A 17,949-nucleotide genomic window follows, 5' to 3' on the forward strand; every position below is an offset into this window, starting at 1 on the left:
GCTTTTACCAATCTGGTTAGGTCCATTCATCCATTCTAAAACGATTGGGTCAGCTGGATGATAAGATATATCGTTACACTCCAGATAATGACAGCTGATAGTTTATTGATGATTTTAAGAAGCTTGCCTTCCGAATCGAAATTACCGATGAGTTTCCCAGAGACAGAAAGACTAAAAAACCAAATCCAGGAAACGACGATACATGACACAGCAAATGCTGCCTTTTCGACACCATGATATTGGAGAGAACTCGTTCCAATTACCCCAACTGTATCAAGAATAGCATGGGGATTGAGCAGCGAAAGAGACAGGGCGAACATAATCTGTTTCTTCATGGACATCGCTGCTTCTTTTTGGCTAAAATTAGCGGGTTCACTTTTCCAAATCGACCAGCCCATATAGAGGAGAAATAAAATCCCGATTGAAAAAATAACCCTTTGCAGGACTGGAATGGTAAAAACGATGACGGACACGCCCAAGACTGCCGATAAAATAAGGATAGTATCACAAAGCGAAGCAGTAAGAATCACTGGAATAGCCTTGGCTAGTTTTGGCTGGGAAGCACCTTGATTAAAGACAAACACGTTTTGGGCGCCCAGCGGCAAAATGAGCCCAAAAGCTAATATCAAACCATGGATGATGGCTGCTAGCAAATCATTCTCCTCCAATATTTAAAATTCCTTCTTAAATAAATTTCACAGATGACAATTCCAATAATAGCTAGTTGAAGGGGATCCGTCTACTGTAAAAAACTTTAGGGAATAGGTTGAAGTACGTACATTTTTCCTCACAAATCGTTAGAAATATGTAATACAAATATGCCTATTTTCATATATTTCATTGTGTTATGAAAACGCTAACAACCAGCCTTACATAAATCGGTTTTAATCTTAAGCAAATCGGGGGGAATAGTGTTTTTCTTTAACATTTGTTATACAAATTGGGGTGGGGGTGGATACAAAGGAAAGAAGTTTTATATTACAGGCTGAGAAGGGGAAATTTGGGGTTTTATGATGATTAATATGAAAGGGGTTTTATTGTGAGAATTCCAAAGGGGATTTTATCCTTATTATGCATCATGTTGGTATTTTCCGTTCTTTTAACTGCCTGTGGCGGCACATCTTCAAAATCTTCATCTACTGGAAAACAGGAAAATTCCTCGAATAAAAAAGTTTTTGTTAACATTGCTACAGCGACTACGGCAGGGGTTTATTATGCGTTGGGTAATTCCATTGCGGAATTATGGAATAAGAAAATTAGCAATGTAAAAGCTTCAGCACAAGCAACAGCAGGAACTCCACAAAATATTAAATTACTAGCCAAAAAAGAGGCGCAGGTTGCCTTTGCCCAAAATGGATTAGCCTTGGATGCTTGGGAGGGGCGAGGGGTATTTGCTGGTAAACCGGAACAAGGATTTCGAGCACTGACTTATTTATACCCGAATGTCTGTTACTTTGTGGTTCGTACTGATTCGGGAATCAATTCCTTAGCAGATATCAAAGGAAAACGTATTGCCCCAGGACCTGTCGGCAGCGGCACGGAAGGCAATGCAAGGGAAATATTATCTGTTCTTGATATTGACTATAAAGACAAAGGGGATGCAAAAGCACAATATGTTGGGAATGCAGAAGCCTCTGAGATGTTTTCTAATAATCAAGTAGACGTAACCTTTATTGCCGGTGGGATCCCTCATTCCAGTGTCGTAGAAATGCTTACATCAACAGATGCAAAAATTTTGCCGATTACTGGCGAAGTAAGGGATATGCTGATTAAAAAGTATCCTTCGTATTTCCCAGTTACCATACCGGCCAATACATTTAAAAATCAAACTCAACCAGTAGAAACCGTTGCTGTGTCCAATATGTTGATCGGTGCTGCAGACCTATCTGATGATGTTGTCTACCAAATGCTTGACACCATGTATAAGAATACAGATCAATTAGAAAAGAGTTTTAAAGGTGCAGGAAATATGAAGCCAGAGGAAGGTATAAATGGTATTACTGTTCCACTTCATCCTGGTGCTGTTAAATACTTTAAAGAAAAAGGGGTTCAAATTCCTGATAAGCTGCTACCGTAATTTTCAAGAACGAAAACAACAAAGGGGGGTGGCAAGAATTTGCCATCCCCACAAGTGAGGAGGTTGACTTTATTGACTATCGAAAAGGAGATTTCAAGCGAAAAACAAGAAGAGATCCTGAAAAAGTATGACAATGAGTCTAATTTCCGGGAATTTCGGGAGGGTTTCTGGCGGTATTTAGTGTTCTTCCTTGCTGTGGGGTTATCCTTGTTCCATTTATACACGGCAGGGTTTGGACAACTATTAGCAATCAAGCAGAGGGCAATCCATCTCGGAATAGTGTTAATGCTTGTTTTTCTCATTTATCCACTTAGCAAGAAGTTTAGAAGGGATAAGCCAACCCTGATGGATATCGCCTTAACCCTTTTATCTGTTGTGGGAATTGGCTACTTGATCGTCTTTAATGATGATATAGCCATGAGGGCAGGGATGTCCAATCAAACGGATATCATAATGGGGACGATTACAATCCTGCTCGTATTAGAAGCTGCGCGAAGAACTTTGGGAAATACGCTGCCAATCATGGCGATCCTGTTCATTCTTTATGCCATGTTTGGTGAGTGGATTCCAGGGGATTTTGCCCATATTGATTATTCTTATAGTCGGATTATTGAGCAGATGTATTTAAGTACTGAAGGAATCTTTGGTATTGCTCTAGGTGTTTCCGCTACGTATATCTTCTTGTTTGTTCTATTCGGCTCATTTATGACCAAGACCGGGATGGGGAAGTTGATTACGGATGCTTCCATTTCGGCAGCGGGGACGACACCAGGAGGACCCGCTAAAGTAGCTATGGTTGGAAGTTGTATCATGGGAACGATTAACGGGGCGGCAGTGGCTAATGTGGTAACCACAGGAGCCTTTACGATTCCAATGATGAAGAGGATTGGGTATACTCCAACATTTGCCGGGGCAGTAGAAACGGTTGCCTCCTCAGGAGGACAAATCATGCCTCCGGTAATGGGTGCTGCTGCCTTTGTTTTGGCAGAGCTAACGGGGATACCTTATTCAACAGTCATGATTGCAGCTATTATTCCAGCATTTCTCTATTATCTAGCTGCGTGGGTTATGGTCGATCGGGAAGCTCGAAGATTAAATTTAAAAGGATTAGCAAAGGAGGATATCCCTCGATTTACCGATGTCATTAAGGCAAGAGGTCACATGGTCCTGCCGTTGGTCATTGTAACAGGGATTCTCATTAACGGAAATTCCCCCATTTATGCAGCTTTCTTTGGTATTATTTCTACTGTTTTAGTTGGGATGATACGTAAAACTACGCGTTTGAACGGAAAGCAGCTGTTGGAGGCCATGGAGCTTGGAGGAAAAACGGCATTAAGCGTGGCAGTAGCCTGTGCGGTGGTAGGGTTTATTATCGGTTCAGTATCCTTAACAAGTGCTGGGGTTATCTTTACTAGTTCAATTATTGATCTAACAGGCGGCCATTTACTTTTGACTCTTCTTTTCACCATGATTGCTTGTATTATTTTGGGAATGGGCCTTCCCACGACAGCAGCATATATTATGGCTTCCGTTATTGCGGTACCTGCTCTAATTGAGCTAGGCATTAATGAATTGGCAGCACATCTGTTTGTTTTCTATTTTGCTACGTTGTCAACGTTAACCCCGCCGGTCGCTATTGCTGCATATGCAGCTGCTGGTTTAGCAAATGCTTCCCCGTTTAAAGTAGGGTGGACTTCCGTAAGGTTAGCTTTAGCCGGTTTTATTATTCCGTTTATGTTTGCTTACGAACCGAGCTTATTGATTGTACGAGGTACACTGATCAATGGAATTATAGGTATCATCGCTGCTATTGTTGGAGTTATCCTATTAGGATGCGCCGTCATTGGATATTTCAAAATCCCATGTACCAAGATCGAAAGAATACTTTTGTTTGCAGGTGCTATAACTTTGATTACCCCTGGTCTAGTAACGGATTTTATTGGGGTGATTCTAGGTTTGGTCGCCTATATGAATCAAAAACGCAGAATGAAAACGTTATTAAACGAAGGAGGCGATATTCCAGCCGTGGAGAGTTAGCAGAAAGCACTCTGCGAACGATAAGTATGTACATCAAAAAAGATCATCCAACTAAACCAAATCTAGAGTGAAATGCTCTCTAATAATGTGGGGTGATTTAATAAAGGACTTTATAAATTAGAAAAGTAAGCCATGTTTGTTATACAAATTTTATTCCACAATTAGCCTATTGTTTTCAATTTATTATAGACCTAATAATAGTTCTGACTCCTCTAAATAATAAATTACTTTTATAATTGAACATATCAGAAATCGTGTTTTTTTAGTTGGAATTTGTTATACAACTAACTTTCGGATTCTTCAGAAGGGGGGAATAAAAATGGAAGAGATCCTGTTACCTGTTTCAGATTTACATCATATGTGTATGAACGTTTTAATGAAGGCTGGTGTCAATGAAAGCAATTCCCAGATTACAGCAGATGTGATGATTGAGGCTAACATTCGAGGAATTGATTCCCATGGCGTGGGATATCTACCCGTATATGTAAAAAGAATCAGAGAAAAAGCAATCCAGCCAAATGAGCTCCCGCAGGTTGTGAAGGAAACGGAAACAAGCGCTGTAATTGATGGCAGAAATGGATTAGGGCAAGTGAACGGAAATTATGCGATGCGAGCGGCAATTGAAAAAGCGGTAAATCATGGCATGGGGATGACTGTTGTCCGGAACTCCGGGCACTTTGGTTTAACTAGTTATTATCCTGCAATTGCAGCAAGTCAAAATTTCATTGGGATAGCAATGACCAATGCGCCTTCAAGTGTGGCTCCTTTTGGTGGGAAGGAGGCAATTTTTGGTACCAATCCAATTGCCTTTGTTTTTCCCTTAAAAAACAAGCCATTCTTATCCGTCGACTTTGCTACAAGTGCGGTAGCCCGTACAAAATTGCGAAATTTGCCAGCTGATACACCTATTCCGGAAGGATGGGCCTTGAATAATGAGGGATATCCTGCTAGGAAAGCAGGGGAAGGTTATGAGGGGATTTTGCTCCCAGCTTCGGGTGTAAAAGGATACGCCTTGGCAATAATAGTTGAAATTTTTTCAGCCATATTATCGCAAGCCGATTTTACTACCAATGTGGGGCAGTTAGTGGATCAATTCGATCGTCATCAAAATGTTGGGCATTTTTTTGGGGCTATTCAAATTGAACAATTTATGCCAATGAATACCTATTTTCACTTAATGGATCAACTAATTTCCAGCATTAAATCTGCACAAAAGGCACCTGGAACCAATGAAATCTATTATCCGGGTGAAATAGAGGCAAATACAGCGAATGACAGAAGACAGTATGGGATTCCGCTTTCCTCCGATACGTTCAGGGTAATTCAAGCATTGATGTAAAGTTTTTATCTTATAAACAAGTCCAAGGGCTGAGTGGGACAAAAGCTATTAAAAACAGCCATGATTGGCTAAATCATTAAGTGAAGACTATTAGCCATATTTGTTGAAAGGAAATTATTTTTGAAGGAAATGATGAATATGTGGTCGATTTTAATAGCGGATAACTATCCGCAATCTTGTCAGGATTATCTTGAGAAGTGCGGATTTCACGTTGTATATCACCCAGGAATTGATAGAGATGAGTTATTGAAGATATCTTCAGGTTTTGATGTAATTATTGCACGAATATCCACACCCATCGATCGTGATATTGTATACAATTCAAATCAGCTGAAAGTAGTAGCAAGCCCGACGGCGGGTACCAATCATATTGATTTGGATGCTTGCCATTCTCGTGGTATAAAGGTATTTTCTGCCCAAGGAGCAAATGCCCAGTCCGTAGCAGAGCTATTATTTGCACTTCTCTTTCAAGTAAATCGAAACATTGCTGAAGCGATCACACATGTAAAGTCATATGGATGGAATAAATATGAATTCCTTGGTCACGAATTATTTGGGAAGACGATCGGAATTTGTGGGTTGGGCCAGATCGGGAGGCAAATCGTAACGTTAGGCAAAGCATTTGGTATGCAAATTCTGACTTCTGACCCGTATATCAAGGAAAATAACGAAATCGTCAATATCAGCTTACATGACCTGTTTAAAAGGAGTGATATTGTCACCTTACATGTTCCCCTGACAACAGAAACGGAAGGGTTTATCGGAAGGGAACTCTTAGAGAGCCTTCCTAAAAATGCAATTGTGGCTAATTTGAGTCGTGGTGAAATTATCAACGAAAATGCATTAAATGAATTACTTGCAGGTACAAGAAGTGATTTACGTTATCTTGCCGATGTTGTTTGTAATGAACCAAGACCGGGTGAGAAACTAGTTGCGCCAGCATATGTTCATTATCCAAATACTTATATCACTCCACACATTGGGGCCTGGACTGTAGAAGCTCAAGAGAGAGCTGGGATGATCATTGCAAAAAAAATTCATTCTTTTTATCAACAAACTACTGTAGTTTGAAGAAATAGTTTAAATAATCTTAGATTAGTAGAACTAGTGGTTGTAGATGAATTTAATCATTTTTAAAATGTTGGACAGCTAAGCATTGGTGTAAAGGTTTTAAAACAAATAAATAGATTTATCTAATAAACGAGATGAAGGGATGAGAGAGAATGGCTATGGAAAAAACAGCCATGATTTTGGCTAAATCATTAAAAGAAGTGGGCATTGATTACGCATTTGGCATTCCTGGCGGGGAAGTACTTGAAATCATAGAGGCATTCCGAAAGGTTGGTATTCAATTTATATTATCAAAACATGAGATGGGAGCCGGGTTCATGGCGGATGCCTATTATCAATTAACGGGCAAACCAGGCGTGCTTATTTCCACACTGGGGCCGGGCCTAACAAATACAGTAACACCGGTAGCCAATGCCTTTTTGGACCGTTCAGCCATGATTGTAATCACAGGAGAGGTAAGCACTAATTTAACTGGAGCTTACACGCATCAGATCCTTGAACAGCAAGACATTCTTAAACCGATTACCAAGTGGTCAACAACATTGGCAAATGGTTCAGCAAGTCAGGCAATCTGGAAGGCTATTGAAATTTCCAAATCAGGAGTGCCTGGCCCTGTACATATCAATGTGCCTACAAACATTGCCGGGCTTGAGCAGAAATATGTTTCCATGCAGCGGAAGGTGTCATTTCCAGTTGACCCAGCCAGGGAAACGGTGGAAGCATTTATGAATTGTCTTGCAGAGGCAAAAAAGCCGATCGTTCTTGCGGGGGTAAACATTCGAAAGGAAGATGCATCAAGCATAAGGGAATTTTGTGAGAATTGGCGGATACCGGTAATTACCACGTATAAAGCAAAGGGAGTCATTCCCGAATATGCTGCCATTAGTTTCGGGGGGACGGGGCTTAGCCCGGTAGTGGATAAACAGCATTTTCAATTATTACGGGAACAAGCTGATCTAATTTTGACGGTAGGATTTGATCCTGTAGAATTACGGAGCGATTGGAATTTATCTTGGGAGACCAAAACAATTAATGTCGATATCATTCCTAATCAATATCAATTGATTCCAGTGGATATGGAGTATGTTGGCGAAATTGGAAGGTTCTTTACGAAATTAAATGAAGCACAGCAAACGGTGCAAAGTAAATGGTCAGACGAAGAACTGTTTGCCTGCAAGGATGCTATTAAAGAAAGTGTGCAGCCGAAAGAGGTAGCCGGACTTAGCCCTTTTAATGTGGTATCTGAAACTAGGAAACTCTTACCTGAGGATGCTATTGCTATTGTGGATACAGGCAGCCATCGAATCATGTTAAATCACGTATGGGAATGTTATCATCCAAAAGAACTTTTGCAATCTAATGGGTTAGGGACAATGGCGTATGCCCTGCCGGCAGCCATTGGTGCTCAGCTTACACATCCTGACCGAAAAGTCGTTGCTTTCATGGGGGATGCTGGATTGGATATGATTACGGGAGAGCTGGCCCTTTTAAATCAATATCAACTTCCCGTTACACTGGTTGTTTTTCGGGATAATTTGTTAAGTTTAATTCGTTTAAAGCAAGAGCGAATGGGTTATGAAAGTACGGGTGTCGAATTTAATGCTCCTGCCTATGATCAATTGGCAAAAGCTTATGGCGGTATAGGTGTCGTTGTAGAAAATGTTAAGGAGTTACGTGAGGCGGTTAAAATCTCACAACAGAGTAAACAATTCACTTTAATTGAAGCTAGAATTAATCCTAGTGAATACCATAATCAAATGTAAGGTTATTGTATTTCATTCATAATTCTGGAGGAAAAGATGTCCGAAAAAGAGAAACTCTCACAAACTATTTCTCGCGAATTGCTTAGTATGATTGAATTGGGAAGGTTCCCTCCAGGAACAAAACTTCCAACAGAGATGGAACTTGCCTCCCTTTTTGGAGTAAGCAGGCTGCCGATTCGCGAGGCACTTAGCGTACTCCGAGCTGCAGGAATTATTAGCTCCCGCCAAGGGGACGGCAGTTATGTGGAAGAAGGGGCCAACTTATCTCTATTTCATTACATTCAGATCGAAAACGATGTTACAGAATCAATTGAATATTTATTTGAAATGAGGAAAATACTAGAACCCAATGCCGCCTATTTTGCTGCACTTAGACGGACGCCTGAGCAGTTGGAAAGAATTCGTCGAGAGCTAATAGAAATGGAAAATGAGAACGAGTATACAAAAATTTTGGAGGCAGACATCGCCTTTCATAAGGCGATTATTTTGGCTGCCCAGAATCCAATCATGATTAGCGTTTGGGCAAGTCTAACTTCATTATATGAAAAAGCATTAAAAATTGCCCATAAACCAAATTTGGAATTAAAACAGCGTCAAAAAGCAGTTTATCAGGAACATTTGAATATTTTAGACGCTATTGAAATGGAAGAACCTGAATTGGCCAGGGTTCAGTGTGCCATTCATTTAAAGAATGCAGAGAAGAAGTTTAGTTTATTTTTCTAGACTTATAGGATTTTATGTAAGAAGAGGCCGAAACGGATTCAAAAGTAAAGCCAAAAACAGAATATCTGCAGACACTGGGCATGTAAAATATTAACTCCCGCTTATAAATAGCCGGGAGTTTTTTTTATTATGACTTTAGTCAGTTGAGCTCTCCTCAGCGTGCAAAAACAAAGAAGAGGGTGTCCCACAAGTCGATCTTAAAAGCCTTTTGGAGCAGCTTCTCATTATTGATTATTTTTGGGGTCTCGTGCCGCTTTTTTCCGCGCCTTTTTACCTAATCCAGTCTCAGAACCAAATTCTGTATCGGCTTTGCTGCCTCCAGTATGAGGCTGGCTGCGGTTGTCGTTTCGATTCGTCATCGTTTCACCTTCTTATTATATTTTGAATACCAGCTGCTCAATTTGTACAGCCAACATTATCGTTTGATTTTTTGAAAAAAATATTCTGCTTTTAAAATTTTTTGAAAATAGCATGTTTTATGTTTGTAATGTTACAAAATTTTTGATAACCTTATATTAAGTAACATTGCAGGAGGAATTTTTGTGGAATGTGTCAGTCCCATAAAGGAAATCAGTCAAATTAATGCAATAAAGGAGAAGTTACAAAGGCAGTCGCTCAGGGATTATTTGCTGTTTGTTTTTGGCATAAATACGGGAATCCGGGTACATGATTTGCTATCACTGAAGGTATCAGATATTTGGGATGGGGAAGAGGTAAGGGAATTTCTAACCCTTTCTGCTGAAAAAGATGATTCTCCAAAAGTTCATTATCTGAATCAGCAGGTTAAAAATGCTTTGGAACAATATTTAGCAGGAGGGGTTTTTCACGGAGAAGATTTTCTGTTTAAATCCAAAAAGAATAACCTCCCAATTACCCGCCAGCAGGCCTACCGGATTATCAATGGAGCAGCAAAAGAGGTGGGAATTACGGAAAAAATCGGCATGCATACATTAAGAAAAACATTTGGCTATCACGCATACAGAAAGGGAATTGCGATTTCGATTTTAATGGACATTTACAATCACCATACACATGCCGAAACATTACGGTATATCGGAATCGACAAGGATGAGGAGCCATATATAAAAGTGGATGTGAATCTTTAAAACTGAAAAACTCCTCCATCTTAAGGATGGAAGAGCTTTTCATTTCATTCATAATTTAAAGGTTCTGTCATCCGCACATGGATTAACTCCTTCACCACGTCACGAACAACAGGAACTTGAAGTGTTTCTTTCCCCTTCATAAACTTAAAAAAACCGTTATTGAAATCTGTCCCTTGTTCTTTAAAAAAAATTCCTTCATACATAACATTTTCGTTATGGTCGAAGCTTAGCCGATACTGATTTCCTTCCTTTAAAAGATAAGCACGGACTCCTTTTTCAAATTGTCCTTCGTGATCTCTTAAGGAACGGGATACAGAAATGATATGCAGGTCCACAAACGGAATTTCGCGTAATAATGCATTAATAATAGACCCCTTTGTCAGCTGTTCCCAGCGGCTTTGGGCTGTCTGACCGAGGATGATTTGCGTAATATGGTTCGCTCGTGCAACTTCTGCAATGACATCCACGACAGGCCGCTTTTCATGATCTTTTAAAATATAGGCCGCAGCATGATGCTGTTCCGCCAATTGTTTCCACCTTGTGATGTAATCCGATTTTTCTGCATCTAGTTCATCAAAAGGGGCTGGATCAACTGTCAGGATGTAGAGAGGGCAGTCAAGCATATGTGAAAGCTTGCAGCCACGCTGAATCAGCCGTTCACCATTTGGTCCGTAATAAACGCAGACGAGGATGCCTTCATCCATACGTCCTTTTACCTTTTTCAATTTATTCACCTCTAAAATAAGATGCTAAGAAGGGTAACTCGTTATCCATGACTATAGCCGATGCAGGTAGAACCGTCAACCGAAATAATTGAATTTTCAGCCGGAACTGTGAGCATTTTTTAAAATTTCAGATATATGGGGAAAACTGCAGATATACTTGAAAAATTGCAGATATCTTACAGAAATTGCAGATAATTGTTGAACCCTGTGATTGCGTAATGAAACTCGCAGATAAATGCAGGCAATCCGCAGATATCCAGGTCAGAATCGCAGATAAATGCGTGCAGCTCGCAGATATCCAGCGTAAACCCGCAGATATTTAATATCAATGCATTCAAAAATTAGATTTTTTGCCATAGAAAGGAGGAAACTGGATGTCCTTACTCCATTTCATGATATTCATTCCGTTTATTTTTGCTCTCTTTGTCCCCATGATCCATAAAATATGCACTCCGCGGATTCACACTGGCTGGTTTGTGCTTGCAGTACCGCTTGGCATCTTTCTTTATTTACTGCCTGAGATCCCGGTAATAGCAAAAGGGGAGACTATTCTTTTAGAAATGAAGTGGATGCCGTCGCTGGGGATTAATTTTACGGCATATTTGGATGGTTTAGCGTTTATTTTTGCTCTTCTTATTACCGGAATTGGTGCACTGGTTATTCTCTATTCCATTTTTTATTTGTCCAAGGAAAAAGAGGCGTTACACAATTTCTATGTATACCTGCTCCTATTCATGGGCGCGATGCTGGGGCTTGTATTTTCCGATAATATTTTTGTTTTATATGTATTTTGGGAACTGACGAGTATTTCATCCTTTTTATTAATTGCCTATTGGTACCAGCGTAAAAATTCCCGCAATGGTGCGCTAAAGGCGATGCTGATTACGATTGCCGGCGGACTAGCAATGCTTGCAGGTTTGATTTTGCTCAGTATTGCGGCAGATACTTACAGCATTCGTGAAATGGTGAGCATGTCAGCGGAAATAGCGGCACACAAACTATTCCTTCCGGCCATGATCCTTCTGTTATTAGGAGTCTTTACGAAATCGGCGCAGTTTCCATTTAGCATCTGGCTTCCGGATGCGATGGAGGCGCCGACACCCATTAGCGCTTATTTGCATTCCGCTACAATGGTAAAGGCAGGAATCTATTTAGCTGCCCGATTTACACCTGTGTTTGGCGGAAGTGCTGTATGGTTCTGGCTGGTTACTGGAGCAGGGATCATCACGCTTCTTTATGGTTCCATCAATGCTGTTCAGCAAAAAGATTTAAAAGCGCTGCTCGCTTTCTCAACCGTTAGTCAGTTGGGATTGATTATGAGTCTTCTGGGGATTGGATCGGCTGCCCTCTATTTCGAGACAGAGAATGAATCGTCAGTCTATGCTTTTGCAGTAGTGGCAGCCCTTTTTCACTTAATCAATCATTCTACTTTTAAGGGCAGCTTGTTTATGGTGGTAGGAATCATCGACCATGAAGCGGGAACGCGCGATCTTCGACGTTTGGGAGGACTCGCAGCTTTAATGCCTGTGTCTTTTACGATAGCTGTCATCGGTAGTTTTTCAATGGCAGGACTGCCGCCATTTAACGGCTTTTTAAGCAAGGAGATGTTTTTTACAAGCGTATTAACTCTCATTGAACAGCCGGTATTTGGGGCAAAGGTACTTGCTGTGCTTATCCCCATTGCGGCATGGGCAGCGAGTGTGTTTACCTTTATTTACTGCATGATTCTTGTGTTTAAGACTTTCACCGGCAAAGCGAATCCGGAAAAATTGAAGCAACAAGTGCATGAAGCACCCATCGGGATGCTGCTGCCGCCTATGGTGCTGGCGCTGCTTGTGATAGGAATATTCTTTTTCCCGAATGCCGTTGCTGATTATTTTCTTAAACCTGCACTAGCTGCGATTATACCGGGTCAAACAGGACTTACTATAAAAATCAGCCCTTGGCATGGATGGAATACCGAAGTTTTTATGACGCTCGGCGTAATTGGCATAGGGGTACTTCTGTATCGGAGCCTGAAAAAATGGCAGCCGGTTTACCAGCTATATCCTAAAGGATTAACTCTTAATCATTTTTATCAGTTGTTCATTCAAGGAATGGAAGGTATATCTCGAAAGATTACAAAAAGGTATATGACGGGATTTGTTCATGATTACCTGGTATATATTTTCTTCACTTTTATCCTTGTCCTTGGCGCTGCCATCTGGCTGCTGAACGGAGCCAGTATTCATTTTTCAAAAAATGCACCGGTCAATGGGTATGAAATCGGAATTGTTGCCGGAATGCTTATGACGGTGTTAACTGTACTGCTGGCAACATCAAGGCTGACAGCAATCATCGCACTTGGTGCACTTGGATTCCTAGTGTCTTTATTATTTGTGGTATTCCGGGCACCTGATCTCGCATTGACTCAGCTGGTTGTGGAGACCGTTACAACGGTGCTGTATTTGCTATGTTTCTATCATTTGCCAAAATGGTGCAGGGAAAAAAGCCGAATCAGCTTTCAGCTAACGAATCTTCTTATTTCGCTTGGTGTCGGAACAGTTTTTACCATAATGGCTATATCAGCAAACAACCATCGTTTTACTGAGACGATTTCTAGTTTTTTTGAAGATTCCTATACTCTTGCCGGGGCCAAAAATATGGTAAATGCCATCCTTGTTGATTTTCGCGGTCTTGATACAATGCTGGAAATTCTTGTGCTATGTATCGCCGGCCTAGGGGTGTTTACACTCGTTCAATTAGGTGAAAAGGGCCAGAATACAGCAAGAAAAGCTGAGGTCAGAGAAAAGTCCAACGATGTGATTTTAAAGACAGTGACAAAGGCTGCGAGTATCATTATTTTTACCTTTTCGATTTACCTTTTTTTCGGGGGGCACCACAACCCGGGAGGAGGATTTGTTGGCGGATTAAGCTGTGCAGCTGGCTTGATTCTTTTATATCTTACCTTTGATCATGAAACAATACGTGAAAATGTTCCAATAGATTTTAAAAAGCTTGCGGCAGCTGGGGTTCTTATTGCAGTGATGACAGGGGTCAGTTCTTTTCTGTTTCAAGTACCCTTTTTGAGCCAGACTTTTGGTCATGTGGAACTGCCTATTTTTGGCGACACTGAATTGGCAACTGCCTTGTTTTTCGATTTAGGGGTTGCCTTAGCCGTGGCTGGGACTGCGATGACAATTATTCTAACGATAAGTGAGGACGAATCATAATGGAAACACTCATGTCACTACTGGTAGGTTTGTTTTTTACCATTGGAACGTATTTAATTTTATCGAAAAATTTGCTGCGGATTATTTTGGGCACCTCGATTATCACACATGGCGTCCATCTGTTGATTTTAACGATGGGCGGCTTAAAGAACGGAGGACCGCCGCTATTAGGTGAAAGCTTTGCTGCCTTCACTGATTCCCTGCCGCAGGCGTTGATTTTAACTTCTATTGTCATAAATTTTGCTGTTACCGCACTGTTTCTTGTGTTAAGTTATCGTGCATATAAAGCGTTAGGGACGGTGGATGTGGAGCAGCTTCGGGAGGTGGATAATGAATAATCTAGTCATCTTACCTGTTATCATCCCGATCATTGCGGGACTTCTGATGGTCATTTTTCGTAAGAATATTGGTTTTCATCGATGGGCAGGCATTTTAGCTCTATTTTCACTCCTGTTGGTTTCACTTCTATTAATCTTCCAAATTGATTCTTCGGGGATTCAAACTTTGCAGGCGGGGGGATGGAAGGCTCCATACGGGATTAGCTTTGCTGCAGATATGTTTGCCGCTCTTCTCCTTTTATGTACCAGTGTTGTTGCATTGTTGTGCTTTCTGTATGCCTTTCGTACCATTGGACGCGAGCGTGAGGAACACTATTTCTATCCTTTATTTTTGTTTCTCATCGCTGGTGTCAACGGTTCGTTTTTAACAGGTGATTTATTTCATTTATTTGTCTGTTTTGAGGTGATGCTGATTGCCTCATATGTGTTGATTTCACTTGGGGGAACACGTGTACAGCTGCGTGAATCATTAAAATATATTTTAGTGAATGTGGTCTCGTCTTCGCTATTTTTAGTGGCAGTTGCCTATTTGTATGCCTTGACCGGAACTTTGAACTTAGCCCACCTTTCTGTGGTGGTTGCCGAAATCGGACAGGACGGATTGATGACGACTGTTGCGCTTCTATTTTTACTTGTATTTAGTATTAAAGCAGCATTGTTCCTATTCTTTTGGCTCCCCGAATCCTACAGTGCACCGCCGGCAGTGGTAGCTGCGGTATTTGCCGCTTTGTTAACCAAGGTAGGAATTTATACGATTTTTCGGATGTTTACCCTCATTTTTTATCATGAGCCGCAAATTACCCATCAGCTAATCGGTGTGCTTGGGGCTGTAACGATGGTATTGGGGGCGTGTGGTGCAGCTGCCTTTTCCGATATGAAGAAAATCCTCACATATAATGTGATTGTTGGGGCTGGGTTTGTGATCGCGGGGCTTGCTTCTTTTACAGTTGACGGAATGACAGGCTCTGTTTTCTATCTTGTTCATGACATTCTGGTGAAGGCACTGATTTTCCTTTTAGGGGGAGCAATAATCCGGCTTACGGGAACAAGTAAATTGAATGAAATGAGCGGACTGATTCGGAATCATCCCTATCTTGGCTGGCTGTTTTTTACCGCTGCTCTTGCACTTGCGGGAATTCCGCCGTTAAGTGGTTTTTTAGGGAAAATTTTTATCACAAAAGGTGCCTTTCAGTCAGAATATTACTGGCTTGGGGCTGTTGGACTCGCTTCTAGTTTAATGGTGTTATATTCACTGATGAAGGTCTTCATGAATGTTTTTTGGGGGGAAACAACTATGAGCAAGGGGATGGAAAAAGGTTCAATAAAAGGGCTCATGTTTCCGATTTCTGGATTAACGGTACTATCGGTGCTGCTTGGAATTGGAGCTGAAGTCATTCTGCCATATATCCGTCTAGCAGCAGAAACATTGCTGGCTCCGTCTTTGTATATTGAAGCCGTTTTGGGTTTGGGGGATTGATGGATGGCACTTCAAGTGTTAATTAATTTATTTATCGCTTTTTTGTGGATGTTTTTACAGGATAAGTGGGGGATTTTATCTTTTTTCAGCGGTTATTTGGTTGGGATATTTATTGTATTTGGCTTGCGGCGCTTTTTTCCCTCCTCGTTCTATTTAAATAAGTTTTTTGCTGCAGTTTATTTATTGGGAGTGTTTTTGCGTGAGTCGGTTGTTTCCAGCTTTTATGTGATTGGACATGTAATTCGGCCAAAACTCCAGATTACCCCTGGTATTTTTAAGCTGGAAACAGAACTTGAGTCCGATTTTGAAGTGACCCTGTTGGCTTTGCTCCTTACGCTAACCCCGGGTTCGGTGGTAATGGAAGTGACGCCTGATAAAAAGTATTTTTATGTTCATGCATTAAATTTGCCGGACTCGAGGGAAGCAGTTCGTGATTCAAAAATCAAGTTCGAGCATGCGATAAGGAAGGTGACCTGTTGATGTTTCAAGTATTTTTGTCCGGTTGTTTATTTTTCCTGCTATTATCAATTTTGGCTGCCGTTTATCGGGTTATAGCTGGTCCGTCAATGCCTGATCGAGTGATGGCATTGGATAATATCGGCGTAAATCTGCTTGCCGGTATTGCCATTTTATCAATATTTTTAAGAACTTACGCCTTTTTCGATGTAATCTTACTAATTGGGGTTCTCACGTTTGTGGGAACGATTGCATTTGCAAGATTGTTGGAAAGGGGTGTGGTTATTGAACGGAAACGGGTTCGTTGAATGGGTTGCCGGCGTCTTTGTATTTATTGGCGTGGTGTTTAGCTTTTTAAGTGCTGCAGGGTTGATTCGCTTTCCTGATGTGTATACACGTGCCCATGCCGTTTCGAAAAGTGCCAACCTTGGTGTTCTATGCATCCTTTTGGGAACATTTTTATACTTCCTGCTAAAGGATGGTTATTTCAGTATCCGCCTGCTGCTTGGGATATTCTTTGTTTTTCTAACTTCACCAGTAGTTGCCCATTTGCTGAACCGTGCAGCCTACCGCAGCGGTGTCGTGCTTGCGAAGGAAAGTGTGCGTGATGATTTGAAGGAGTATTTGGAGGTTGATGGGCGGTAGAAAAAACTGCTCTATCATACCTCTGAATGGGGAAAATGGATTTAAAGGTAAGATAGAAAGTGTCTATCAGCCCTCTGAAAAAGAAGATTCCAATTCAAAGGGTCCATAGAATATCTCCAGCTGCCAAACAAGGAAAAAGAGCCTGAGTTTCTCCAGGCTCTTTTTCTGTATGCATATACAGCACCGAATTGGCAAATTATATCAATATTAACACCCAAAGGAAATTTTTCAAAAGGAGCCCTTTGACATATGCTTTCATACCGAGGGGATGCCCATAAGATTTATCTGCAGCTGCAAAAGACTGTCCATAAAAATGAGTCAGTCAGTGAAATGAGAGAGTTTGCGGAGATAGAAGAGATCATGGCCCTTTATCAATCTATAGACAGTGACACATTAAGACTTATTTATTATCGAATGGTAAAAGAGAAAAACGGATCTGGTTTTATCCCGATTTTTCTAACATCAGTTCCGTGGCTTCTGCTCATGTTTTCGGAGCAAATCACGGACCTGCTTGGGAGCGTACTCTGGGTAAGCTTCGGATTCATTTATATTTTTATTCTAATTATCAGTGTCATTCTTCACTTTCGCGAAAAAGCATGGGCCGCATTTCATATGGAAATCATACAAGATACGTTAAATGAGCGAAAAAAAGAAGAGTCTGCAGCAAAAGAACACAAATGATAAAAACACATTATAATGAAATCCCCCCTTGTGATCTGACCCCATAAAGTTGGACAAAAAATATTATGCTGATTGCCCGGTGGTTAGAAGCCTGTATTGTACAGGGCTTTTACCACCGTTTTTTTCTTTTATTCGATAATTGTTATAGTAACTTATCCAATCTGCTGCAGCCTGAGCGACATCCTCAAAGGATTTGTAATCATGGTGATAGATTTTTTCACATTTCAAAAGGTGGAAGAAACTTTCCATTGCCGCATTATCAAGACAATTTGCTTTTCGTGACATACTTTGAAATACAT

Annotated in this window: 18 protein-coding genes; 14 read left to right on the forward strand and 4 right to left on the reverse strand. The window is 40.9% G+C overall.

Translation table 11 applies throughout. From position 1 onward, the window contains the following. Positions 1-35: 35 nt before the first annotated feature. Complete coding sequence (locus M3183_RS20875) at positions 36-653, reverse strand: LysE/ArgO family amino acid transporter (protein ID WP_251472646.1); 618 nt, start codon at positions 651-653, stop codon at positions 36-38. A gap of 386 nt (positions 654-1,039) precedes the next feature. Between M3183_RS20875 and M3183_RS20880 the strand changes: the two genes are divergently transcribed. From M3183_RS20880 to M3183_RS20905, 6 genes are all read left to right on the forward strand, one after another. Beyond that, positions 1,040-2,077: a TAXI family TRAP transporter solute-binding subunit gene (locus tag M3183_RS20880; RefSeq protein ID WP_251472647.1), complete on the forward strand. Its 1,038-nt coding sequence runs from the start codon at positions 1,040-1,042 to the stop codon at positions 2,075-2,077. Between the two features lie 72 nt (positions 2,078-2,149). Further along, complete coding sequence (locus M3183_RS20885) at positions 2,150-4,114, forward strand: TRAP transporter permease (protein ID WP_251472648.1); 1,965 nt, start codon at positions 2,150-2,152, stop codon at positions 4,112-4,114. Between the two features lie 319 nt (positions 4,115-4,433). Then, positions 4,434-5,453, forward strand: a complete 1,020-nt coding sequence (locus tag M3183_RS20890) for an Ldh family oxidoreductase (protein WP_251472649.1) — start codon at positions 4,434-4,436, stop codon at positions 5,451-5,453. A gap of 129 nt (positions 5,454-5,582) precedes the next feature. After that, positions 5,583-6,524: an NAD(P)-dependent oxidoreductase gene (locus M3183_RS20895; RefSeq protein WP_251472665.1), complete on the forward strand. Its 942-nt coding sequence runs from the start codon at positions 5,583-5,585 to the stop codon at positions 6,522-6,524. A gap of 152 nt (positions 6,525-6,676) precedes the next feature. Next, a complete protein-coding gene (locus M3183_RS20900; RefSeq protein ID WP_251472650.1) occupies positions 6,677-8,287 on the forward strand; it encodes a thiamine pyrophosphate-binding protein in 1,611 nt (536 codons plus the stop codon). A gap of 36 nt (positions 8,288-8,323) precedes the next feature. Further along, the gene (locus M3183_RS20905) at positions 8,324-9,010 is read left to right on the forward strand and encodes a FadR/GntR family transcriptional regulator (protein WP_251472651.1); all 687 of its coding nucleotides are present in this window, start codon (positions 8,324-8,326) and stop codon (positions 9,008-9,010) included. 224 nt (positions 9,011-9,234) lie between these two features. Here M3183_RS20905 and M3183_RS27195 read toward each other — a convergent pair whose 3' ends face one another. Further along, positions 9,235-9,369, reverse strand: coding sequence for a hypothetical protein (locus M3183_RS27195; protein WP_285880626.1), 135 nt, complete (start codon positions 9,367-9,369; stop codon positions 9,235-9,237). A 183-nt stretch (positions 9,370-9,552) separates the two neighbouring features. Here M3183_RS27195 and M3183_RS20910 point away from each other — a divergent pair, with 183 nt between their 5' ends. Then, positions 9,553-10,116, forward strand: a complete 564-nt coding sequence (locus M3183_RS20910) for a tyrosine-type recombinase/integrase (RefSeq protein ID WP_251472653.1) — start codon at positions 9,553-9,555, stop codon at positions 10,114-10,116. A 44-nt stretch (positions 10,117-10,160) separates the two neighbouring features. On the opposite strand, the gene M3183_RS20915 is transcribed toward M3183_RS20910, so the two are convergent. Then, positions 10,161-10,841, reverse strand: coding sequence for a universal stress protein (locus tag M3183_RS20915; RefSeq protein ID WP_251472654.1), 681 nt, complete (start codon positions 10,839-10,841; stop codon positions 10,161-10,163). 374 nt (positions 10,842-11,215) lie between these two features. Here M3183_RS20915 and M3183_RS20920 point away from each other — a divergent pair, with 374 nt between their 5' ends. The 7 genes from M3183_RS20920 (at position 11,216) to M3183_RS20950 (ending at position 17,650) form a co-directional block, all read left to right on the forward strand. Then, a complete protein-coding gene (locus tag M3183_RS20920; protein WP_251472655.1) occupies positions 11,216-14,053 on the forward strand; it encodes a Na+/H+ antiporter subunit A in 2,838 nt (945 codons plus the stop codon). Further along, positions 14,053-14,391 (forward strand): Na(+)/H(+) antiporter subunit C, encoded by a 339-nt coding sequence (locus tag M3183_RS20925; RefSeq protein ID WP_251472656.1) that lies wholly within the window; start codon positions 14,053-14,055, stop codon positions 14,389-14,391. Before M3183_RS20920 ends, M3183_RS20925 begins: the two co-directional genes overlap by 1 nt. Then, entirely contained in the window at positions 14,384-15,868 is a 1,485-nt protein-coding gene (locus tag M3183_RS20930) for a Na+/H+ antiporter subunit D (protein ID WP_251472657.1), read from the forward strand. The genes M3183_RS20925 and M3183_RS20930 overlap by 8 nt, the downstream gene beginning before the upstream one ends. Before the next feature lie 3 nt (positions 15,869-15,871). Continuing rightward, positions 15,872-16,348 carry a Na+/H+ antiporter subunit E gene (locus M3183_RS20935; protein ID WP_251472658.1) on the forward strand — a complete coding sequence of 159 codons (477 nt, stop codon included), beginning with the start codon at positions 15,872-15,874 and terminating at the stop codon, positions 16,346-16,348. Next, positions 16,348-16,632: a Na(+)/H(+) antiporter subunit F1 gene (locus M3183_RS20940; protein WP_251472659.1), complete on the forward strand. Its 285-nt coding sequence runs from the start codon at positions 16,348-16,350 to the stop codon at positions 16,630-16,632. The genes M3183_RS20935 and M3183_RS20940 overlap by 1 nt, the downstream gene beginning before the upstream one ends. Continuing rightward, complete coding sequence (mnhG, locus tag M3183_RS20945; RefSeq protein WP_251472660.1) at positions 16,610-16,969, forward strand: monovalent cation/H(+) antiporter subunit G; 360 nt, start codon at positions 16,610-16,612, stop codon at positions 16,967-16,969. Before M3183_RS20940 ends, mnhG begins: the two co-directional genes overlap by 23 nt. A 249-nt stretch (positions 16,970-17,218) precedes the next feature. Further along, on the forward strand, positions 17,219-17,650 hold the full coding sequence (locus tag M3183_RS20950; RefSeq protein WP_251472662.1) for a hypothetical protein: 432 nt from the start codon (positions 17,219-17,221) through the stop codon (positions 17,648-17,650). Positions 17,651-17,713: 63 nt separating this feature from the next. On the opposite strand, the gene M3183_RS20955 is transcribed toward M3183_RS20950, so the two are convergent. Continuing rightward, positions 17,714-17,949 (reverse strand): IS3 family transposase (locus tag M3183_RS20955; protein WP_251472664.1); only part of this gene is annotated, 236 nt, incomplete at its 5' end.

This window comes from Neobacillus mesonae (assembly GCF_023715155.1).
GTDB classification, from domain to species: domain Bacteria; phylum Bacillota; class Bacilli; order Bacillales; family Cytobacillaceae; genus Neobacillus; species Neobacillus mesonae_A.